At 70.1% G+C, this 21,187-nt stretch carries 16 protein-coding genes; 8 read left to right on the top strand and 8 right to left on the bottom strand.

The features are described from left to right. Nucleotides 1–161: 161 nt before the first annotated feature. Genes ADK36_RS03315 through ADK36_RS03295 form a run of 5 tightly spaced genes read right to left on the bottom strand, consistent with a single transcriptional unit; the run spans nt 162 to nt 5,778 of the window. Nucleotides 162–1,472: a DUF58 domain-containing protein gene (locus tag ADK36_RS03315; protein ID WP_048587506.1), complete on the bottom strand. Its 1,311-nt coding sequence runs from the start codon at nt 1,470–1,472 to the stop codon at nt 162–164. Further along, nucleotides 1,472–2,461, bottom strand: a complete 990-nt coding sequence (locus ADK36_RS03310; RefSeq protein ID WP_107086818.1) for an AAA family ATPase — start codon at nt 2,459–2,461, stop codon at nt 1,472–1,474. The genes ADK36_RS03315 and ADK36_RS03310 overlap by 1 nt, the downstream gene beginning before the upstream one ends. Further along, the gene (locus ADK36_RS03305) at nt 2,461–3,663 is read right to left on the bottom strand and encodes a DUF4350 domain-containing protein (RefSeq protein ID WP_048587504.1); all 1,203 of its coding nucleotides are present in this window, start codon (nt 3,661–3,663) and stop codon (nt 2,461–2,463) included. The genes ADK36_RS03310 and ADK36_RS03305 overlap by 1 nt, the downstream gene beginning before the upstream one ends. Further along, nucleotides 3,660–4,436, bottom strand: coding sequence for a DUF4129 domain-containing protein (locus ADK36_RS03300; RefSeq protein WP_053196299.1), 777 nt, complete (start codon nt 4,434–4,436; stop codon nt 3,660–3,662). The genes ADK36_RS03305 and ADK36_RS03300 overlap by 4 nt, the downstream gene beginning before the upstream one ends. Nucleotides 4,437–4,440: 4 nt before the next feature. Further along, on the bottom strand, nt 4,441–5,778 hold the full coding sequence (locus tag ADK36_RS03295) for a glycerophosphoryl diester phosphodiesterase membrane domain-containing protein (RefSeq protein WP_053196297.1): 1,338 nt from the start codon (nt 5,776–5,778) through the stop codon (nt 4,441–4,443). 140 nt (nt 5,779–5,918) lie between these two features. On the opposite strand from ADK36_RS03295, the gene mtnA reads away from it, so the two are divergent. From mtnA to ADK36_RS03260, 7 genes are all read left to right on the top strand, one after another. Beyond that, on the top strand, nt 5,919–7,070 hold the full coding sequence (mtnA, locus tag ADK36_RS03290) for an S-methyl-5-thioribose-1-phosphate isomerase (protein ID WP_048586804.1): 1,152 nt from the start codon (nt 5,919–5,921) through the stop codon (nt 7,068–7,070). Between the two features lie 160 nt (nt 7,071–7,230). Beyond that, nucleotides 7,231–7,920, top strand: a complete 690-nt coding sequence (gene mtrA, locus ADK36_RS03285) for a two-component system response regulator MtrA (protein WP_187284748.1) — start codon at nt 7,231–7,233, stop codon at nt 7,918–7,920. Between the two features lies 1 nt (nt 7,921). Next, on the top strand, nt 7,922–10,012 hold the full coding sequence (mtrB, locus tag ADK36_RS03280; RefSeq protein ID WP_048586803.1) for an MtrAB system histidine kinase MtrB: 2,091 nt from the start codon (nt 7,922–7,924) through the stop codon (nt 10,010–10,012). Then, complete coding sequence (locus ADK36_RS03275; RefSeq protein WP_048586802.1) at nt 10,002–11,843, top strand: LpqB family beta-propeller domain-containing protein; 1,842 nt, start codon at nt 10,002–10,004, stop codon at nt 11,841–11,843. The genes mtrB and ADK36_RS03275 overlap by 11 nt, the downstream gene beginning before the upstream one ends. A gap of 282 nt (nt 11,844–12,125) precedes the next feature. Continuing rightward, complete coding sequence (locus ADK36_RS03270) at nt 12,126–13,136, top strand: ComF family protein (protein WP_048586801.1); 1,011 nt, start codon at nt 12,126–12,128, stop codon at nt 13,134–13,136. A 314-nt stretch (nt 13,137–13,450) separates the two neighbouring features. Beyond that, nucleotides 13,451–14,143 carry a ribosome hibernation-promoting factor, HPF/YfiA family gene (gene hpf, locus ADK36_RS03265; RefSeq protein ID WP_425315364.1) on the top strand — a complete coding sequence of 231 codons (693 nt, stop codon included), beginning with the start codon at nt 13,451–13,453 and terminating at the stop codon, nt 14,141–14,143. A gap of 201 nt (nt 14,144–14,344) precedes the next feature. After that, nucleotides 14,345–15,091, top strand: coding sequence for a response regulator (locus ADK36_RS03260; protein WP_030951627.1), 747 nt, complete (start codon nt 14,345–14,347; stop codon nt 15,089–15,091). 85 nt (nt 15,092–15,176) lie between these two features. On the opposite strand, the gene ADK36_RS03255 is transcribed toward ADK36_RS03260, so the two are convergent. Both ADK36_RS03255 and ADK36_RS03250 read right to left on the bottom strand, forming a co-directional pair. Beyond that, nucleotides 15,177–16,400, bottom strand: a complete 1,224-nt coding sequence (locus ADK36_RS03255; RefSeq protein WP_053196295.1) for a winged helix-turn-helix domain-containing protein — start codon at nt 16,398–16,400, stop codon at nt 15,177–15,179. Between the two features lie 227 nt (nt 16,401–16,627). Continuing rightward, nucleotides 16,628–17,221 (bottom strand): GNAT family N-acetyltransferase, encoded by a 594-nt coding sequence (locus tag ADK36_RS03250; RefSeq protein WP_048586798.1) that lies wholly within the window; start codon nt 17,219–17,221, stop codon nt 16,628–16,630. A 269-nt stretch (nt 17,222–17,490) separates the two neighbouring features. Between ADK36_RS03250 and secA the strand changes: the two genes are divergently transcribed. Continuing rightward, nucleotides 17,491–20,340, top strand: coding sequence for a preprotein translocase subunit SecA (gene secA, locus ADK36_RS03245; RefSeq protein ID WP_053196293.1), 2,850 nt, complete (start codon nt 17,491–17,493; stop codon nt 20,338–20,340). A gap of 426 nt (nt 20,341–20,766) precedes the next feature. Here the strand turns inward: secA and ADK36_RS03240 are convergent. Beyond that, nucleotides 20,767–21,187: Rv3235 family protein (locus tag ADK36_RS03240; RefSeq protein WP_234329652.1), on the bottom strand; the 421-nt coding region annotated here is incomplete at its 5' end.

Below are 21,187 nucleotides of genomic sequence, written 5' to 3'. Positions count from 1 at the left end.
GCCGATGGTACTGCAGGGGGGACCCTGTGGGAGAGTAGGACGCCGCCGAACAAATTTTGAGAGAGCCCCCGGCCGGGGATACCGGTCCGGGGGCTTTCTTTATTTGTGGGTCTCTTTACCTAGGGGGTCTCCCCATGTGAGAGCCCCTCCAATTTCCCCTGTTACAGGCGTCCCGACGTCTTGAGGGCCAGGTACGCGTCTGCCAGGGCCGGCGCGAGTTCTTCCGGTGTTGCGTCTACGACCGTAACGCCATGGCGGCGGAGTTGTTCCGCTGTGCGGTGGCGCTCGGTTTGGGACTGGGCTGCGGCTGCGGCCTCGTAGACGGCGTCAGGGTTTCCGCGGGCAGTCGTCATGCGTGCGATGTGGGGGTCCGCTACTGATGCCAGCAGAACCGTGTGGCGCTGGGTGAGCTGGGACAGGACCGGGAGGAGGCCCTCCTCGATCGGGGCTGCGTCGAGGGTTGTGAGCAGCACGATCAGGGAGTGGCGGGGTGCCGTACGGAGAGCCATGGCCGTCAGGCCTCGGGCGTCTGTTTCGATCAGCTCGGGTTCGAGTGTGGCCATCGCGTTGACCAGGGAGGGGAGGACGTCGCCTGCTGTGCGGCCCTGGACGAGGGCGCGTACTCGGCGGTCGTAGGCAAGGAGGTCCACTCGGTCGCCGGCTCGGGAGGCGAGGGCGGCGAGGAGCAGTGCCGCGTCCATGGAGGCGTCCAGGCGTGGAGCGTCGCCGACGCGGCCTGCCGAGGTTCGGCCGGTGTCCAGGACGAGGAGGATGTGGCGGTCGCGTTCGGGGCGCCAGGTGCGTACGGCGACCGCTGACTGGCGGGCTGTGGCGCGCCAGTCGATGGAACGGGTGTCGTCGCCTGGGACGTACTCCCGCAGGCTGTCGAATTCTGTGCCCTCGCCGCGAGTGAGGACGCTGGTGCGGCCGTCGAGTTCGCGCAGGCGAGCCAGTTTGGAGGGCAGATGCTTGCGGCTGGTGAACGGGGGGAGGACCCGTACGGTCCAGGGGACCTGGTGGCTGCCCTGACGGGAGAAGAGGCCCAGAGGGCCGGACGAGCGGATCGTCACACGGTCGGCTTGGCGGTCGCCGCGGCGGGTAGGGCGTAGGCGGGTGGTGACGCGGCGGCGTTCGCCGGCGGGGACCGTCACGCGGTGGCGGGAGGCCGCCACCTCTGTGCCGGGCTGCCAGCTGCTGGGGGGCCAGGCGTCCCGGAGGTGGGCGCGGAGGGGGCGCTGGGACGGGTTGGTCACCGTGAGGGTGACGTCGGCCGTCTCACCCAGGCGTACGGAGGTGTCGCCGGAGCGGGTCAGGCCCAGGCGTCGTACCGGTGCTGCCAGGGCGAAGTCGCAGGCGCAGGCCAATGCCAGGGGCGCGTTGACCGCCAGGATGCCCGTCCAGCTGGGGTCCCAGAGGCCCACGGGGAGGGAGCCCAGGGCTGCGAGGAGTGCGGCGCGTCCGGTGAGTGCCATCAGCGGGGGACGGGGACGTGGGCGAGGATCGCGTTGATGACGGAGTCGGCGGTGACGCCTTCCATCTCTGCCTCCGGGCGGAGTTGTACGCGGTGGCGGAGGGTGGGGAGGGCCAGGGCCTTCACGTCGTCGGGGATGACGTAGTCGCGGCCCGTCAGCCAGGCCCAGGCGCGGGCGGTGGCGAGGAGGGCCGTGGCGCCGCGGGGGGAGACGCCCAGGGTCAGGGACGGCGATTCTCGGGTGGCTCGGCAGATGTCGACCACGTAGGCGGTGATCGCCGGGGAAATCGTCGTCTTGGCCACTGCCGCGCGGGCTGCTTCGAGGTCTGCGGGGCCTGCCACGGGGCGTACGCCGGCGGCGCGCAGGTCGCGGGGGTTGAAGCCCTCGGCGTGGCGGGTGAGGACGTCGATCTCGTCCTGGCGGGAAGGAAGCGGGATCGTGAGCTTGAGGAGGAAACGGTCCAGCTGGGCTTCGGGGAGGGGGTACGTGCCCTCGTATTCCACCGGGTTCTGGGTTGCCGCGACGAGGAACGGGTCGGGGAGCGGGCGGGGGGTGCCGTCGACCGTGACCTGGCGTTCCTCCATGGCTTCCAGGAGGGAGGACTGGGTCTTGGGCGGGGTGCGGTTGATTTCGTCGGCCAGGAGGAGGTTGGTGAAGACGGGGCCGGGCTGGAAGGAGAACTCGGCTGTGCGGGTGTCGTAGACGAGGGAGCCCGTCACGTCGCTCGGCATGAGGTCAGGGGTGAACTGGACGCGCTTGGTGTCGAGTTCGAGTGCGGACGCGAGTGCGCGGACGAGGAGTGTCTTGGCGACGCCGGGGACGCCTTCGAGGAGCACGTGCCCGCGGCAGAGGAGGGCGACGACGAGGCCGGTCACGGCGGGGTCCTGGCCGACCACGGCTTTGGCGATCTCGGCGCGCAGGGCTTCCAGGGAGGCACGGGCGGTGCCCGGGTCCCCGGTGTTCCCGGCGTTGTCAGTGGTCGGGTCCATCATGGACGGCGTACCTCTCTTTCGAGGGCGTCGAGTTGGTCGGCGAGGGCGATGAGTGCCGCGTCGTCGCTGGGCGGCGGGCCGAAGAGGAGGGTGTGCAGGCTCTGTCCGTCTCCGTGGTTGTGGAGGTGGGCGGACAGGGCGGGGAGGAGTGCCTCGGGCGCGTGCGCCTGGGGGACGGGGACACCTACGAGGGGGGCTAGGCGCGTGCGGGTGGTGGAGCGAAGAGCGGTGGCCGCGCGGTCGCGGGCGTTGGATTTGCGGTAGAGGCGGGCGCGGCCTTCGACGGTTTCGGAGGCGCGGATCGCCACGGGGAGTTTTTCGGGCACCAGGGGGCCGAGTCGGCGTGCCCGCCAGAGGGCGGCCAGGGCTGCGGCGATGAAGAGCTGAAGTGTGCCCCAGAGCCAGCCCGAGGGGAGCAGGTCGAAGAAGCTGCGTTCGTCGTCCGCGTCGGCGGCCGACGAGTCGGAGAGCGAGGGGAGGTACCAGACCAAGTGGGTGCGGGAGCCGAGGAGTTGGAGGGCGAGCGAGGCGTTTCCCTGCTCGTCGAGGTGGTCGTTGTAGAGGATGTCGGGCGCGCCGAGGACGACGGTGTCGCCGCCCTCGGTCGGGTCCGGGATGCGCAGCAGGGTGGCCAGGCGCTCGCTGGGGTAGCACTCGTCGGCGTCGAGGTGGGTGGTGGTGTAGCGGACGCCGCCCAGGTCGGCGGTGCCCGCGCGCTGGGCGGCGGGCAGGGCGCAGTCGGGGGCCAGCTCCGAGTCGAGGCTGGTGGCGGGGTCCGCGGTGACGCCGGGGGCGAGTCGCTCGACGGACCAGCTGCCGGGTGCGACGAGGACGGTGCGGCCGCCGGAGCCGGCGGTCGACGTGCGCAGCCAGGTCTGTTGACGGTGTGTCAGCAGGTCGGGGGAGGCGACGAGGACGGTGGTGTCCGCGGCGGCCGCGGCGCGTGCGTCGTCCAGGGTGGTGACCACGCGTGTGTCGACGCCGCGGTCGGCGAGGAGTTCGGCTACCGCTCGGCTGCCTCTGGGGTCGGCGGAGCGTGGGTCGAGGGTGCCGTGCCGGGCATCGGAGCGGATCGTGGCGATCACGACGGCTGCCACGAGCAGGAGGACGACGGCGGCTGCGACGCCTCGCGTGCGGGTCCAGACCTGGCGGGCGGTGAGCGAGGCCGAGGTGGACGGGGGCGTGGCCTCGGTGGTCATTCGGCGGCTCCCTGGCGGGCGTTGGGGGCCGTGCTGAGGGCGCTGCTCGCGAGTTGGGGCTTGGTGCTCTCCAGGTCGCGGTCGAGTTCCGCGATGCGCTGGTACGCCTGCTGGGTCGCGGTCCTGCCGCCGTATGTCACGTCGTCGAAGTCCCGGGCCGCGGCGCGCAGCCGGTCCGTTTGGGCGGGCAGTGAGCGGCCTGCTTCGGCGGCGGCTTCGTCCGCGGTGCGGCCGGGGCGGACGTCGAGAAGTGCGCGTTCCTCCAGGGAGCGGACGATGGCGCGCATGCGTTCCTGGACGGCCTGGTTCCAGTGGCCCTGGGTGGCGTGTGCCTCGGCGGCGGCGCGGTGTTCGGCGGCGCTGCGGGGACGGTCGTCGAACAGGGCGGCGGAGGAGGTGGGTTGGCGGCGGGGGGTGCCCAGGCGCCACCACAGGGCGCCGAGGATCGCGACGATGACCAGGATGACGACCACCAGGCCGAGCGGTCCTCCGGGCGTCACGGTCGAAGCGCTGCTGAACAGGTCCTCGACCCAGCTCCAGAAGGCGTCCAGGGCGCGCTGGAACCAGCTCGGGTCGTTCTCGTGGTACATGCCCTTGGACAGCTCGCGCTGGGCCGCTTCCCGCGCGGGATCACGCGGGATCGCCAGCGGCGGCTCGTCGTCCGAGCGGGCCGGCAGCGACAGTAGGGATCTGTCGCCGACGCCGAGCAATGTGCGTACGGCGGCGTCCGGTAGCGCCGACGCCGTTATGAGAACTCCCCCCGCCAAGCTCACCGGTTCAGCTCCCCGGGGTGCCGGGGCCGTGGTTCTGGACGCCGGCTGCTCGGGCCAGTTCGAGGTCGAGGGCCTCGCGGCGGATGCGCTGGTCGATGTAGAGCAGGACGGTGACGCCGGCGGTGATCGGGAAGGTGATCATGGAGCCGATCACCGAGCCGACGCCGCTGATGATCAAGAACGTCCAGCCGAAGTCGGTGCCGCCGTTGAGGAAGCTGGTGGCGCCGTCGCCGCTGACGGCTCCGGCGAGGAAGGTGAAGGGGATGACGACGATCGCCGCGACGACGTTCGCGATGATCGTGGCGAGCAACTGGATGCCGAAGACGCGCCACCAGGAGCCGCGGACCAGCTTCGCGGAGCGGCTCAGGGACTTCATGATGCCCTGCTTCTCCAGCATCAGCGCGGGCGAGGCGAGGGAGAAGCGGAACCACAGCCACAGCGCGACGATGCCGGCGCCGAGGATGCCCAGGAGGGTGAGGGCCCCGCCCGGTCCACCGGCGCCCGTGGCGGCGACGAGGATGCCGGGCAAGGCGCCCGCGATCACCAGGCCGAAGGTCATGAGCAGCAGCAGGAAGAGCAGGCCGAAGAGCTGGAGTACCTGGGGGCGGGCGTCGCGCCAGGCCTCGCCGGTGGTCACCGACTTGCCGAGTACCGCGCGGCTGGTGACCGTCGTGAGCAGGGCGGTCGCGATGATCGCGCCGATCACCGAGATCAGGAAGATCACGCTGGAGCTGATCAGGGCGTCGCCTGTGGCGCGGGTCAGCTCGCTGAGGGTGGCGTCCGGGTCGTCGAGGGCGGCGGTGTTGAGGCGGTCGTTCAGGACGAGGCCCTGGACCAGAATGACGAGGATCTCCGTCATGATCGCGACGGTCAGGGAGATGCCCAGGACCGTGCGCCAGTAGGTGCGCATGGTGGAGACCGCGCCGTCCAGGATCTCGCCGACACCGAGAGGGCGCAGCGGGATCACGCCGGGCTTGGCTGCGGGCGGTGGGCCGCCCCAACCGCTTCCCCAAGGGCCTGTGCCCGGGGCGCCGTAGCCGGGGTGGCCCCCGCCGTATCCGCTGTGTCCGCCGGGGCCGGCGGGCGGGTGAGCGCCCCAGCCCGGACCGGGCGGCGGTGGGGGTGGCGGGGTCTGGCCGGGCGCCTGGGGCGCTGTCGGGGCGGACCACTGGCCGGGGGGCGGCTGCTCCTTGGACCACTTCGGGCTGGAGTCCTGTGGGTCCGTTTCCGGCTGCTGTGCGGGGTCGGGACGGTCTGCGGGCTCGGCAGGGCCGGACGCGCCGGGTTCCTGGCCGTCGGACGGGGCGGATCCGGGCGAGGCCCAGCCCGGAGTGTCTTTCATCGTCGCTCCTTCACGGTGCCCGTCCGCGGTCGCGGCGGCAGGTTGGCAGCCATCGTGCCATGGGGCGGCCCACGACGTATCGGCCGCGGTATGGGCTGCACACCTTCAATTGTCCGCCGGACAAGGGGCAGACTGGCCGTATGGCTGATCAGTACGCGCAATCCGGCGAGGACGGCAGGCTCAAGGAGATTCCAGCGATTCGGTGGGAGGAACCACCCGAAGGTCCCGTACTGGTCCTTCTCGATCAGACGAGACTGCCGGCCGAGGAGGTCGAGCTGGTCTGCACGGACGCGCCGGTGCTGGTGGAGGCGATCGGTTCGCTCGCCGTCCGCGGGGCGCCGTTGCTCGGGATCGCGGGGGCGTACGGCGTCGCGCTCGCCGCCGCGCGCGGGTTCGACGTGGATGACGCCGCGGAAGCGCTGGCGGGTGCCCGGCCCACTGCGGTGAACCTCGCCGTCGGCGTGCGCAGGGCTCAGTCCGCGTACCGGGCCGAGCTCGCCAGGAGTGGGGACGCGGAGCAGGCGGCCGCTGCGGCGCTGGGTGCGGCGCGGGCGCTGCACAAAGAGGACGCCGAGGCCAGTGCACGGATGGCCGAGCGAGGGCTGGCGCTGCTGGACGAACTGCTGCCCGGCGGTGGGCACCGCATTCTCACGCACTGCAACACCGGGGCGCTGGTGTCGGGCGGCGAGGGCACGGCGTTCGCGGTGGCGCTCGCGGCGCACCGGGCGGGGCGGCTCAGGCGGCTGTGGGTGGACGAGACGCGGCCATTGCTGCAGGGGGCCCGTCTGACGGCGTACGAGGCGGCGCGCAACGGCATGGCGTACACCTTGCTCACGGACAACGCGGCGGGCTCTTTGTTCGCCGCGGGTGAGGTGGACGCGGTGCTGATCGGAGCGGACCGTATCGCGGCGGACGGTTCGGTGGCGAACAAGGTGGGGAGCTATCCGCTCGCGGTGCTCGCGCGCTACCACCATGTGCCTTTCATCGTGGTCGCACCGCTGACGACGGTGGATCTGGACACGGCTGACGGGGCGTCCATCGAGGTCGAGCAGCGGCCGGGATTCGAGGTGACCGAGATCGCGGCGCCTCAGGTGCCGGTGGCGGGAGGGGAGCTGGGGGGCGGGATTCCGGTGGCGCCGTTGGGGACGCAGGCGTACAACCCGGCGTTCGATGTGACGCCGCCCGAGCTGGTGACGGCGATCGTCACCGAGGAGGGTGCCGCGGCGCCCGTGACGGCGGAGGCGTTGGCCGAGCTGTGTGCCAGGTCGCCGCGGGTCACGGAGACGTTGTGAGGTAAACGCCGGATCAGTAGAGCAGGCAGAGTGGGGTGAACCATCCCAAAGGTCACACACTGTGGTGTGGCCGAGGGCAGACAGTGGCGACGGCGTACGACTAAGGTCACTGGCCGGTGAGCTACCTCACCACAACCTTCGCCACTGTTATGAGAATGGGATGATGTCGTTTATGAAGGGACGAGTCCTTGTCGTCGACGACGACACCGCACTGGCCGAGATGCTCGGCATTGTGCTGCGTGGTGAAGGTTTTGAGCCGTCTTTCGTAGCCGACGGTGACAAGGCGCTGGCCGCCTTCCGGGAGAGCAAGCCCGATCTGGTGCTGCTCGACCTGATGCTGCCCGGCCGGGACGGCATTGAGGTGTGCCGCCTGATCAGGGCGGAGTCCGGCGTGCCGATCGTGATGCTGACGGCCAAGAGCGACACCGTCGATGTCGTCGTGGGCCTGGAGTCGGGCGCTGATGACTACATCGTGAAGCCGTTCAAGCCGAAGGAGCTGGTCGCCCGGATCCGGGCGCGGCTGCGGAGATCGGAGGAGCCGGCGCCGGAGCAACTCGCCATCGGTGACCTCGTCATCGACGTGGCGGGGCACTCCGTGAAGCGGGACGGGCAGTCGATCGCGCTGACGCCGCTGGAGTTCGACCTGCTGGTCGCGCTGGCCCGCAAGCCGTGGCAGGTGTTCACGCGCGAGGTGCTCCTCGAGCAGGTGTGGGGCTACCGGCACGCGGCGGACACGCGTCTGGTCAATGTGCATGTGCAGCGGCTGCGTTCCAAGGTCGAGAAGGACCCTGAGCGGCCGGAGATCGTGGTGACCGTGCGTGGCGTCGGTTACAAGGCAGGGCCGAGCTGACATGTCCGGGGACAGTGCCGCTGCGGCCCCCGGTCGGACCGGGGCCCGTCCGGAGCGGCCTGTCGGCCGGAAGAAGGCGGGCTCCCGGTGGGGACGGTTCCTTGAGGGCGGGCTGCTGCAGGGAGGCGTTCAGGGGAGCCCGGTCCTTCGGCTGGTGTTGCGCTGGGTGCGCCGGCCGCTGCTGCCCGTCATGCGGCTGTGGCGACGCAACATCCAGCTCAAGGTCGTCGTCACCACGCTGCTGATGTCGCTCGGCGTCGTTCTGCTGCTGGGCTTCGTCGTCATCGGGCAGGTGCGTAACGGCCTGCTGGACGCCAAGGTGAAGGCCTCGCAGAGCCAGGCCACGGGCGGGTTCGCGGCGGCCAAGCAGAATTCCGACGAGGCCGCGGCCGCGGCCGGGACCGCGGACGACGGCGCGACGGGGGACGAACGTGCCGAGCAGAACGTCATCCAGTGGATGAGCGACCTCGTCACCTCGCTCTCCAGCGGCGGGCAGGGCGCCTTCGAGGTGGTGACGCTCCCGGCCTCCGCGGGAGGTGACACCGGTGGGCGTGGCCCACGTGCCTCCGGTCGCGTGAACCCGACGGACAGCGTGCCCGAGGACCTGCGCGATCGGATCGACAGCAACACCGGGGCGTTCCAGAGCTACACCCGCATCGTCTACCACTCGACCGCGCACAAGGAGTCCCAGCCGGCCCTGGTCATCGGCAAGCAGGTCAACGACCCCAACAACAACCCGTTCCAGCTCTACTACCTCTTCCCGCTCACCCAGGAGGAGAAGTCGCTGAGCCTGGTCAAGGGAACGCTCGCGACGGCCGGGCTCTTCGTCGTCGTACTGCTCGGGGCCATTGCCTGGCTCGTGGTGCGCCAGGTCGTCACGCCCGTGCGGATGGCGGCCGGGATCGCCGAGCGGCTGTCGGCCGGGCGGTTGCAGGAACGGATGAAGGTCACCGGCGAGGACGACATCGCCCGGCTCGGCGAGGCCTTCAACAAGATGGCGCAGAACCTTCAGCTGAAGATCCAGCAGTTGGAGGACCTGTCGCGGATGCAGCGGCGGTTCGTGTCCGACGTGTCGCACGAGCTGCGGACGCCGCTGACGACCGTACGGATGGCCGCTGATGTCATCCATGAGGCGCGTGAGGACTTCGACCCGGTGACCGCGCGGTCGGCGGAGCTGCTGGCCGACCAGCTGGACCGGTTCGAGTCGCTGCTCGCCGACCTGCTGGAGATCAGCCGTTTCGACGCGGGCGCGGCGGCGCTGGAGGCCGAGCCGATCGACCTCAGGGAGGTCGTGCGACGTGTCGTCAGCGGGGCCGAGCCGCTCGCCGAGCGCAAGGGCAGCCACATACGCATCGTCGGCGACCAGCAGCCCGTCGTCGCCGAGGCCGACGCCCGCCGCGTCGAGCGTGTGCTGCGCAACCTCGTCGTCAACGCCGTCGAGCACGGTGAGGGCAGGGATGTCGTCGTCAAGCTCGCCTCGGCGGGCGGGGCGGTCGCGGTCGCGGTGCGCGACTACGGCGTCGGGCTCAAGCCCGGTGAGGCGACCCGTGTCTTCAGCCGCTTCTGGCGGGCCGACCCGGCACGCGCGCGTACCACGGGCGGTACGGGGCTGGGGCTCTCCATCGCGCTGGAGGACGCGCGGCTGCACGGTGGCTGGCTCCAGGCGTGGGGCGAGCCGGGCGGCGGTTCGCAGTTCAGGTTGACGCTGCCGCGGACCGTGGACGAGCCGCTGCGGGGCTCGCCGATACCCCTGGAGCCCAAGGACTCGCGCCGCAATCGTGGACTTGATGACGCCGGTCTGCCGTGCGGGGGCGGTGAGAAGGCGGCGACTGTACCGGCGCAGCCCACCGGTGACCAGGCGGCTCCGATGCCGACGAGGGATCCGATCATTTCGCGGTTGGGTACCGCGGTGCCCAAGGCCGATCCGACGGCGCTGCCCGGCAACGGCGCGCGTGTGGTTCCCCGGCCCGCATCGGGTGCGCTGCGACAGGAGGACATACCCGGCCGGCCCGGTGCGGACGAGCCGCCGAGCGGGGAAACCGGGCAGGACGGGGAGTCGAGCAAGCATGGGGAGGCATCGCATGGGCGCTGACCGCGAGGGGCGCGCGCGGCGCACGCCGGGGCGCACGGTGGCGTACGCCGCCTGTGGCGCCGTACTGCTGGCGGGGTGTGCCTCGATGCCCGACAGCGGCGATCTGCGTGGCGTCGAGTCCACGCCGCGCCAGGACACGCAGGTGCGTGTGTTCGCCATGCCGCCCCGCGAGGACGCCTCGTCGTCGGAGATCGTGTCCGGGTTTCTGGAGGCACTGACCAGCGACGATCCGGACTATGAGACGGCGCGCAAGTATCTGACCGACGAGGCCGCGCGCAAGTGGCTGCCCCGGCTGTCCACGACGGTGCTCGCCGACGGACCGGGCACGGACGTCGAGCGCGTGGGAGGCCGGGAGGAGACCGACAGCCTCTCGTACACGCTGACCGGCACCCGGGTCGCCACGGTCGACGCGCAGCAGTCGTACGCGCCCGCGAGCGGGGACTACAGCGAGCCGATGCACCTCACCCGGGACAGGAAGACGAAGCAGTGGCGCATCGACGTGCCGCCGCGCGGCGTCGTGATGGGCAAGTCGGACTTCCAGCGCAACTACATGTCCGTCGACAAGTACTACTTCGCCACGAACACCACGCTCGGGACGTCCCCGCACACGGCGGCCGTCGCCGATCCCGTGTATGTGCGCAGGAACGTCGACCCCATGACGCAGATGGTGCGCTCCCTGCTCACGGGGCCCACCAGCTGGCTCGACCCGGTGGCCAGGTCGAGCTTCCCGACCGGTACGGCGCTGAAGAACGACGACACCACGCTGACGCCCGACGACCAGAACCGGCTGACCGTGCCGCTGAACGACAAGGCGGCTCGGGTCGGACTGACCCAGTGCAACGAGATGGCGGCCCAGCTCCTGTTCACGCTGCAGAACCTGACCCCCACGGTGGACAAGGTCCAGCTGGAGGCGGGGGACAGGCAGCTGTGCATGCTCAGGGAGGACCAGGCGGAGGCGGTCGCCACGCGCGGGTCGGTGGAGCACGCCGAATACCTGTACTTCCTCGATGACGAGCACCGGCTCGTACGGCTGGCCGCCGCCACCAACGACACGAATCCCGTTCCCGTGCCGGGAGCCCTGGGCGAGGGCGGGACGCAGCTGAAGTCGGTGGCGGTGTCGCGTGACGAGGACATGGCTGCCGGGGTCGGCCTGGACGGGAAGAACCTGTACGTCGGGGCGCTGGTGTCGGATGGTCCGCTCGGCGATCCGGAGCTGACCAGCAAGGGCCCGACCCCGGAGGAGCGTCTGACGGCGCCCAGCTGGGACGCCCAGGGCGACCTGTGGGTGGCCGACCGCGATCCCGACAACCCCCGGCTGCTCCTGCTGAAGGAGGGCGTGGGCGATCCGCTGGTGGTGAAGACGCCGCCGGGGCTGGAGGGGCGCATCGAGTCCGTGCGGGTGGCTGCCGACGGTGTGCGGATCGCGCTCGTGGTGAAGCAGGGCGACAAGTCGTCGCTGCTCATCGGGCGGATCGAACGCAGCGAGGACGGTAAGGAGGCGGAACGCTCGGCCGTCTCGGTGCACGAACTGCGGTCCGCCACGCCCGAGTTGGAGGAGGTCGCGGCCATGTCGTGGGCCGGTGACAGCCGGCTCGTCGTGGTCGGGCGTGAGCAGGGCGGCGTGCAGACGATGCGGTACGTGCAGGTCGACGGCTCCACGCCGGAAGGGCCGGCGCCCGCGGCTCTCAGCGGCGTGAAGGAGATCACCGCGTCGGAGGACGCGCGGTTGCCGCTCGTCGGCTACTCGGAGGACGGGATCGTGCGGCTGCCCTCCGGGGCACAGTGGCAGAAAGTGGTGACGGACGGGACGGCGCCGGTTTATCCGGGGTGAGGGTTGGGTCCTCGCCTGCCGTGGGGTTCGGAACGGCGAATGTGGGCGGCTGCTTCTGGCCGGGGTGAGACCCCGGCTGGGGGGCAGCCGCTTTTTCATGCGTGTGAATCCGGTGTGCCGGGGGTGGGATTCCCGCGCGCCGGCGGGAATCCGGCGCGTCCCGGGTGGGAACCGGGCTCGGTTACGGGGTGGAAGTGGGTCTGAGCGTGGCGGCGGGAGTTATCCACAGGTAGTTATCCACAGGGGTGGCCGGTCGGCGCGGGCGTTGGCAGAGTGGTGGGCATGCGGGGGTGGTGGCAGGACCTCACCGATCTGGTGCTGCCGGCTGAGTGCGGAGGCTGCGGGACGCCTCGCACGGTGCTCTGCCCGGAGTGCCGTGCCGTCCTGAGCGGGACCGGACCGAGCCGGGTGCGACCGGTGCCGGAACCGCCCGGGCTGCCGGTCGTGCACGCGGCGGCTCGGTACACGGACGAGGCGCGGGCCGTGCTGCTGGCCCACAAGGAACGCGGCGCGCTGGCGCTCGCGGCGCCGCTCGGCGCGGCTCTGGCAGGGGCGGTACGGGCGGGGCTGAGCGAGGTCTGTGCGCAGGGCAGCGGGGCGTCGGCACGGGCTGCGCGGTCCCGGCGCTCTCAGGTGAGGGCCGACGGGGCGGGGCGGTTCGAGGGCGCTGGTGGGCCTGTGCTGCTGGTCCCCGTTCCGTCCGGGCGTGGGGCGGTGCGGGCGCGGGGGCATGATCCGGCACGGCGGATCGCGCTCGCGGCCGCGGGTGAGCTGCGACGGGCCGGGACGCCGGTGCGTGTGCTCGCTGTGCTGCGGCAGGGACGCGGGGTGGCCGACCAGTCGGGCCTCAACTCCCGGCAACGGCTGGACAATCTCGCGGGCGCGCTGACGGTGGCTCGCGGGGGAGGCCGACTGCTTGCCGGTGGCGGTCCGGTCGTGCTCGTCGACGACCTGATGACGACGGGCGCGTCCCTGGCGGAGGCGGCGCGTGCCGTGCGGGCGGCCTTGGCGGAGCAGGCGCGGGAAACGACCGGATACGGCAGAACGGCGCAGGAGGTGGGCGCGTATGGATGGGTGAGCGAGGAACCCGGTGGGTGCGGCGACGGGACAACGGCTGTGTACCTGGCGGGAAGTCGGGAAAGGACAGGGGAACGGAGGGCCGGATCGACGGAGGGCGCTGTGCGGCGGATGCGGGAGATGCCGGGAATCATGGACGTCGGGCAGCCCCGTGACGGGATCCGCGCAGCCGTGGTCGCTGCGTCGCTGGATTCTTTCGAAATAAACCGGAACTGACTGAGAACTTGCATCGTTGCAGGTAACGAGAGGGTCAATTCACCTGAACGGAGGTACGCCGCAGTAGAGGGTGACGACATCCGTCCGGGCGAGATATGTTCGGTTGTGAGGGAAAGGCGCAGGCCATCCCTCTCATATCCGAATGCCGTGCCGTGGGTTTTGCGCAATCACCCGCGGCCATGGGGTGGAGATCTTGCCCATGGGGGAGGAGGAGGTGGAAGTCACCGAGTCCGAGGTTCCGGGTTCACCGGAGCCTGGTGCAAAAGGGAGATGCTCCGCCGATGGAGCGGAGTGATCCGGGAACGGAGTTCTGCGTGGACATCGTCGTCAAGGGCCGCAAGACCGAGGTGCCCGAGCGGTTCCGCAAGCACGTGGCCGAGAAGCTGAAGCTGGAGAAAATCCAGAGGCTCGATGCCAAGGTGATCAGCCTCGACGTCGAGGTGTCCAAGGAGCCCAACCCGCGACAGGCCGACCGCAGTGATCGAGTGGAGATCACGCTCCGCTCCCGCGGTCCGGTGATCCGGGCGGAGGCAGCGGCCAGCGATCCGTACGCGGCGCTCGACCTCGCGGCGGAAAAGCTGGATGCCCGGCTGCGCAAGCAGCACGACAAGCGCTTTTCGCGCCGCGGCTCACGCCGACTCACGGCGGCCGAGGTCCCCGACCACGTTCCGGGCGCGGCGACGCTCAACAGCAATGGCCACACCTTCCAGGAAGAAGAGCCGGACGGAGTTCCCACCAAGAAGATCGGCTCGCTGGAAGTCAAGGGTGAAGGCCCCCTCATCGTGCGCGAGAAGACGCACGTCGCCTCCCCGATGACCCTCGACCAGGCCCTCTACGAGATGGAGCTGGTCGGGCACGACTTCTACCTCTTCGTCGACTCCGAGACGAAGGAACCGAGTGTCGTCTACCGGCGGCACGCCTACGACTACGGGGTCATCCACCTCAACACGGACCCGATGGTCACCCAGGCGCAGTCTCCCGCGGCCGGTGGCACCCTGGGCGGCTGACCGACCCGGCTGACAGCTGAGCCGGTGCCCCTGGAGCGCGGTGTGCGCCCCCAGGGGCACCGGTGTGCGACCACTTCGCGCCCCGCTTGTCACCGTAGTGTCGGTCGGGCATGGAATCATGGCCGCACCGGCCCAACCGGTGGGCCGCTGCCTTGGGTTGGCGATGGCAAACGACCAGCCACAGCCTCAGGGGGAGGAACGATGGCGGACAGCTTCGGACCGATGCGGGACGAGGATGCCGACGGCGACGTCGTCGGCATGGGCCCTGACACGGGCTCTCCACGCAAGGAGCCGATCAGAGTCCTCGTCGTGGACGACCATGCCCTGTTCCGCCGTGGACTGGAGATCGTGCTCGCGGCCGAGGAGGACATCCAGGTCGTGGGAGAGGCGGGCGACGGCGCGGAGGCCGTCGACAAGGCCGCTGACCTGCTGCCGGACATCGTGCTGATGGACGTACGGATGCCCAAGCGCGGCGGGATCGAAGCCTGTACCTCCATCAAGGAGGTGGCCCCCAGCGCGAAGATCATCATGCTGACGATCAGCGACGAGGAGGCAGATCTCTACGACGCGATCAAGGCGGGTGCGACCGGCTATCTCCTCAAGGAGATCTCCACGGACGAGGTGGCGACCGCCATTCGCGCGGTGGCCGACGGGCAGTCGCAGATCAGCCCGTCCATGGCGTCGAAGCTGCTCACCGAGTTCAAGTCGATGATCCAGCGGACGGACGAGCGCCGGCTCGTGCCCGCGCCGCGGCTGACGGACCGCGAGCTGGAGGTTCTCAAGCTCGTCGCCACGGGGATGAACAACCGCGATATCGCGAAGGAGTTGTTCATCTCCGAGAACACCGTGAAGAACCATGTGCGCAACATCCTGGAGAAGCTCCAGTTGCACTCCAGGATGGAGGCCGTGGTGTACGCGATGCGGGAGAAGATCCTCGAGATCCGCTGAAGGGCCGGGACGGTGACGATGACACTTCACCGACCGGTCCGTACGGAACAGGGCCGTCTTGGGCCGTCGCGGGCGGTCCTGTAGGTCACGGCACTCTGCGACTGAGTTCCTTGACGAGCGGTTCGCGCAGGTCGGGGGCGTCTATCCGTTCCACGCGTACGTCCGTGCAGTCCACCCAGGTCGCCGCCTCCAGCAGTGCCTGGGCCACCGCCGGGACCGCCTTCGGGCCGTCCAGAGTGACCTGCTTGGCGACCAGGGTGCGGCCCTCGCGAGCCGGGTCCACGCGGCCGACGAGACGGCCGCCGGCCAGGACCGGCATGGCGAAGTAGCCGTAGACCCGCTTCTGCTTGGGGACGTAGGCCTCCAGGCGGTGGGTGAAGCCGAAGATCCGCTCCGTGCGGGCCCGCTCCCAGATCAGGGAGTCGAACGGGGACAGCAGCGTCGTACGGTGGCGGCCGCGCGGGGGTGTCTCGAGGGCCGTGGGATCGGCCCAGGCCGGCTTGCCCCAGCCCTCGACCGTGACCGGGACCAGGCCCGAGTCGGCGATCACCGCGGCGACCTGTTCGCCCTTGAGACGGTGGTAGTCGGCGATGTCCGCGCGGGTGCCCACCCCGAGGGACTGGCCGGCCAGGCGGACCAGGCGGCGCAGGCACTCGGCGTCGTCCAGTTCGTCGTGCAGCAGCGTCTCCGGGATGGCGCGTTCGGCGAGGTCGTAGACGCGCTTCCAGCCGCGGCGCTCTACGCAGACCACCTCGCCGTACATCAGGGCGCGTTCGACGGCGACCTTCGCGCCCGACCAGTCCCACCACTCGCTGGTTCTCTTCGCGCCGCCCAGCTCGGTCGCGGTGAGGGGGCCCTCGGCGTGGAGCTGCTTGATCACCTGGGTGTAGGCGCCGTCGGGGAGTTCGTGGTTCCAGTGGGGGCGGTTGCGGTAGGCGCGGCGGCGGAAGGCGAAGTGGGGCCACTCCTCGATGGGGAGGATGCAGGCCGCGTGGGACCAGTACTCGAATGCGTGCGGTGGGGCCGGGGGTGCGGGTGTGTCCGTGGGTGCTTGGGATGCGGTGGACGGCGTCGTCCAGTAGGCGTTCTCGACCGTCTTGCGGCCGACCGCGCCCAGGCGGGCGTACGGGATGAGTTCGTGGGAGCGTGCCAGGACAGAGATGGTGTCGAGTTGGACCGCGCCGAGGTGACGGAGGATGCCGCGGACGCCGGATCTGCGGTCGGGGGTGCCGAGGAAGCCCTGTGCGCGGAGGGCGATTCGACGGGCTTCGTCTGCCGTGAGTTCGGTGGTGGGGCGCGGGGTCGTCATGGGGTCGGACGATAGGGGGTGGCACTGACAATGGGGCGTGAGCTGGGGAGTTTGGGGCGAGGTTGGGGTTTCGCCCCCGCCGCCTCTATCCGTCCCATCCCTTGAAAGGGCTCCGCCCCTTCGACCCCGCCAGGGGGCTGCCGCCCGCCCCCTGGACCCCCGCTTCGGCCCTGAAGGGGCCTCGTCCTCAAACGCCGGACGGGCTGACATGCCTGGTGGCCTCGTTCTCAAACGCCGGACGGGTCGGGTGATGTCGGTGGGGGCAGATATGGGGCCGTTGACGGGAGGCTCAGGTCTGAGGGGAGCAGGGAGCCGACCCAGCAGTCACGGCGTACGCCCTGGTGGACGATGGCGGAGCGGAGGGTGCCCTCGATGGTGAAGCCGGTGCGTTCCGCCACGGCGCGGGAGGGGGCGTTGCCGACCTCGGCGCGCCATTCCACGCGGTCGATCGACAGGTGGACGAAGGCCCAGCGGGAGACGGCGAGGACGGCCTCGGTGATGTAGCCGTTGCCGCGGTGTTCCTTCGTGCCCCAGAAGCCGATCTCGGCCTCGCTCATGGAACGCATCGTGAGGCCGAGCATGCCCACCAGTTCCTCCCCTTCGGGGAGGAAGAGCCCCCAGGTGAACATCGAACCGTTCGCCCAGCCCTCGGGGGCCAGTTGGTCCGTGAAGTTCTGGGCGTGTTCGAACAGGTAGGGCGAGGGGATCGTCGTCCAGCGCTGGATGTCGGGGTCCTGGGCGGCCTCGTACACGGTGTGGGTGTCCTTAGGGCCGACCGTGCGCAGGAGGAGGCGGCCGGTGGAGAGCGTGACGGGTTCCATCGGCCGATTCTGCTCGGGGGCCGTCGACGGCGCCATCCTTTATGCGGTGTGTGAGCGGGTGAACGCATTTCGCACAATTCGTTGGCGGAACGCGGCACCATCCGCGGCCCCCGGCCGTTGTCCTTTTGACGGAGATTTGAAGCAGCGGACGTTCGGCGTCCACGGCAGGCTCCCGGCGCGGCGGGGTCCTCGCATACGATGGCCGTTGCTCAGTCAAGTCAAATGGAAACCGACCGTCCCAGGCCCGACCGGCAAGGAGACCAACCCCCGTGTCCGTCCTCTCGAAGATCATGCGTGCAGGCGAAGGCAAGATCCTGCGCAAGCTGCACCGCATCGCGGACCAGGTCAACTCCATCGAAGAGGACTTCGTCGACCTCTCCGACGCCGAGCTGCGGGCCCTCACCGATGAGTACAAGCAGCGCTACGCAGACGGTGAGAGCCTGGACGACCTGCTGCCCGAGGCCTTCGCCACCGTTCGCGAGGCCGCCAAGCGCGTCCTCGGCCAGCGTCACTACGACGTCCAGATCATGGGTGGCGCGGCCCTGCACCTCGGCTACGTGGCCGAGATGAAGACCGGTGAGGGCAAGACCCTCGTCGGCACGCTGCCCGCGTATCTGAACGCGCTGTCCGGTGAGGGCGTGCACCTGATCACGGTCAACGACTACCTGGCCGAACGCGACTCCGAGATGATGGGCCGCGTCCACAAGTTCCTGGGCCTCGACGTCGGCTGCATCCTCGCCAACATGACGCCGGCCCAGCGTCGCGAGCAGTACGCGTGCGACATCACGTACGGCACGAACAACGAGTTCGGCTTCGACTACCTGCGCGACAACATGGCGTGGTCCAAGGACGAACTCGTCCAGCGCGGACACAACTTCGCCATCGTCGACGAGGTCGACTCCATCCTCGTGGACGAGGCCCGTACGCCGCTGATCATCTCCGGCCCCGCCGACCAGGCCACCAAGTGGTACGGCGACTTCGCCAAGCTGGTCATCCGCCTGAAGAAGGGCGAGGCCGGCAACCCGCTCAAGGGCCTCGAGGAGACCGGCGACTACGACGTCGACGAGAAGAAGCGCACGGTCGCCATCCATGAGGCCGGTGTCGCCAAGGTCGAGGACTGGCTGGGCATCGACAACCTCTACGAGTCGGTGAACACGCCTCTGGTGGGCTACCTGAACAACGCCATCAAGGCGAAGGAGCTCTTCAAGAAGGACAAGGACTACGTCGTCATCGACGGCGAGGTCATGATCGTCGACGAGCACACCGGCCGTATCCTCGCAGGCCGCCGCTACAACGAGGGCATGCACCAGGCGATCGAGGCGAAGGAAGGGGTGGACATCAAGGACGAGAACCAGACCCTCGCCACGATCACCCTCCAGAACTTCTTCCGCCTCTACAAGCGCCACGACCACAACGGGAAGGAACAGCCCGGCCTCTGCGGCATGACCGGTACGGCGATGACCGAGGCCGCCGAGTTCCACCAGATCTACAAGCTCGGCGTGGTCCCGATCCCGACGAACCGGCCGATGGTCCGCAAGGACCAGTCGGACCTGATCTACCGCACCGAGGTCGCGAAGTTCGAGGCGGTCGTCGACGACATCGTCGAGAAGCACGAGAAGGGCCAGCCGATCCTCGTCGGTACGACGTCGGTCGAGAAGTCCGAGTACCTGTCGCAGCAGCTGTCCAAGCGAGGTGTCCAGCACGAGGTGCTGAACGCCAAGCAGCACGACCGTGAGGCGATCATCGTCGCCCAGGCCGGCCGCAAGGGCGCCGTCACCGTCGCCACCAACATGGCCGGCCGTGGTACCGACATCAAGCTCGGCGGCAACCCCGAGGACCTCGCCGAGGCGGAGCTGCGCCAGCGCGGCCTCGACCCCGAGGAGCACATCGAGGAGTGGGCCGCGGCCCTGCCCGCCGCCCTGGAGAAGGCCGAGCAGGCGGTCAAGGCGGAGTTCGAGGAGGTCAAGGACCTCGGCGGCCTCTACGTCCTCGGCACCGAGCGGCACGAGTCGCGCCGTATCGACAACCAGCTGCGCGGTCGTTCCGGCCGTCAGGGTGACCCGGGTGAGTCCCGCTTCTACCTGTCGCTGGGTGACGACCTGATGAGGCTCTTCAAGGCCCAGATGGTCGAGCGTGTGATGTCGATGGCGAACGTCCCGGACGACGTGCCGATCGAGAACAAGATGGTCACCCGCGCGATCGCGTCCGCCCAGTCGCAGGTCGAGCAGCAGAACTTCGAGACCCGTAAGAACGTCCTGAAGTACGACGAGGTCCTCAACCGCCAGCGCGAGGTCATCTACGGCGAGCGGCGCCGCGTCCTGGAGGGCGAGGACCTGCACGAGCAGGTGCAGCACTTCATGGACGACACCATCGACGCCTACGTCGGCGCGGAGACCGCCGAGGGCTTCCCGGAGGACTGGGACCTCGACCGTCTGTGGGGCGCGTTCAAGCAGCTCTACCCGGTGAAGGTGACCGTCGAGGAGCTGGAGGAGGCGGCCGGTGACCGGGCCGGGCTGACCGCCGAGTTCCTCTCCGAGTCCATCAAGGACGACATCCACGAGCAGTATGCGGCGCGCGAGGCGCAGCTCGGCTCCGAGATCATGCGTGAGCTGGAGCGCCGGGTCGTGCTGTCGGTCCTGGACCGCAAGTGGCGCGAGCACCTCTACGAGATGGACTACCTCCAGGAGGGCATCGGCCTGCGCGCGATGGCGCAGAAGGACCCGCTGGTCGAGTACCAGCGCGAGGGCTTCGACATGTTCACCGCGATGATGGAGGGCATCAAGGAGGAGTCCGTCGGCTACCTGTTCAACCTGGAGGTCCAGGTCGAACAGCAGGTCGAGGAGGTCCCGGTCGAGGACACCAAGCCGGTGGCCGACCTCGAGAAGAAGGACGCGGTGCCGGCTCAGGCGGGTGGCCGCCCCGAGATCCGCGCCAAGGGGCTCGAGGCCCCGCGCCGCCCGGACCGGCTGCACTACACCGCGCCCAAGGTGGACGGTGAGGGCGACATCATCGAGGGTGACTTCGACAACGGCGACGAGCCGGTGCGCTCCGAGGCCGACGGCCTCACGCGCGCGGAGCGGCGCAAGCAGGCGCGTGGTGGGCGGCGCCGTAAGAAGTAGCGCCGGGCAAGCACGTCGCGAGCGGTCGCGCCGTCGGGAAGACGTGACGCCGACGGTGACAGTGACGCCGACGGTGATTGCGATGCTGTAGCGGCCGGAAGGGCCGGGTCTCCTTTTGGGGCCCGGCCCTTCCGGCTTGTACGGCCTCCTGGGGGCTTAGGGGGCTCGCTGGGGCTTCGCGGATCCGCTGGGCCCGGCTGGGCGTTTGCTGGTGGCCGGTCGGGCCGGCTGGTGCCCGCTGGGGTCCGCTCGGGTCTGCTCGGGGCCGTTCGGGTCCCTTGGGTCTCTCGCTGTGTCTCACGGTCCTCGGGTCCCTCGTCCCTCGCGGTCCATCGTCCCTCGCGGTCCCTCGCCGTCGCCTCAGCCGTCAGCCCTCAGCCCTCGGCCCTCACGGTCCCCTCCGGGCCCCCAGGGCCGCTGTGGTGGTCAGGCGTCGTTCGTGGGTGGCCTGCGGGGGCCGCCCAGTTCCACCGCTGTGCAGCGCCAGCGGAGGTCGCCGCCCTGTTCCAGGCGGAATGCCATGGCGCGCAGCTGGTCGCCGGCGCCGATCCGGGCGAAGACCTCGATGGCGCCCGGGCGGGGTTCGAAGTAGCCGATGTCGCGGACGACGGGGCGGGCGCCGCGGGTGCGCAGGGGGCCGCGTTCCGCGAGCCAGGCGAGTTCGTCGTAGGCCCGGCCGGCGGTGTGGCGGAGCATCGAATGGACGGGGCGCTGGCCGCTCAGGACGAGAAGCAGGCGGTCGGCGAAGACATCGGTGGGGCGGGGTTGAGGGACAGTGTGCCCGCAGAGGCCGGGTTCGCCGGCGGGCGGCACGATCGCCCGTGGGTGGGTGGTGGCGGTGGTGGGT

Source organism: Streptomyces viridochromogenes (genome assembly GCF_001270495.1).
GTDB lineage: Bacteria > Actinomycetota > Actinomycetes > Streptomycetales > Streptomycetaceae > Streptomyces > Streptomyces viridochromogenes_A.
This window is presented reverse-complemented; position numbering and strand designations above follow the sequence as displayed.

Coding starts and splice junctions, on each gene's coding strand:
- ADK36_RS03310 (WP_107086818.1), bottom strand. CDS start 2,461: ATGGACCCGACCACTGACAACGCCGGGAACACCGGGGACCCGGGCACC.
- ADK36_RS03305 (WP_048587504.1), bottom strand. CDS start 3,663: ATGACCACCGAGGCCACGCCCCCGTCCACCTCGGCCTCGCTCACCGCC.
- ADK36_RS03295 (WP_053196297.1), bottom strand. CDS start 5,778: ATGAAAGACACTCCGGGCTGGGCCTCGCCCGGATCCGCCCCGTCCGAC.
- mtrB (WP_048586803.1), top strand. CDS start 7,922: ATGTCCGGGGACAGTGCCGCTGCGGCCCCCGGTCGGACCGGGGCCCGT.
- ADK36_RS03255 (WP_053196295.1), bottom strand. CDS start 16,400: ATGACGACCCCGCGCCCCACCACCGAACTCACGGCAGACGAAGCCCGT.
- ADK36_RS03275 (WP_048586802.1), top strand. CDS start 10,002: ATGGGCGCTGACCGCGAGGGGCGCGCGCGGCGCACGCCGGGGCGCACG.
- ADK36_RS03250 (WP_048586798.1), bottom strand. CDS start 17,221: ATGGAACCCGTCACGCTCTCCACCGGCCGCCTCCTCCTGCGCACGGTC.
- mtnA (WP_048586804.1), top strand. CDS start 5,919: ATGGCTGATCAGTACGCGCAATCCGGCGAGGACGGCAGGCTCAAGGAG.
- mtrA (WP_187284748.1), top strand. CDS start 7,231: ATGATGTCGTTTATGAAGGGACGAGTCCTTGTCGTCGACGACGACACC.
- ADK36_RS03315 (WP_048587506.1), bottom strand. CDS start 1,472: ATGGCACTCACCGGACGCGCCGCACTCCTCGCAGCCCTGGGCTCCCTC.
- ADK36_RS03260 (WP_030951627.1), top strand. CDS start 14,345: ATGGCGGACAGCTTCGGACCGATGCGGGACGAGGATGCCGACGGCGAC.
- ADK36_RS03270 (WP_048586801.1), top strand. CDS start 12,126: ATGCGGGGGTGGTGGCAGGACCTCACCGATCTGGTGCTGCCGGCTGAG.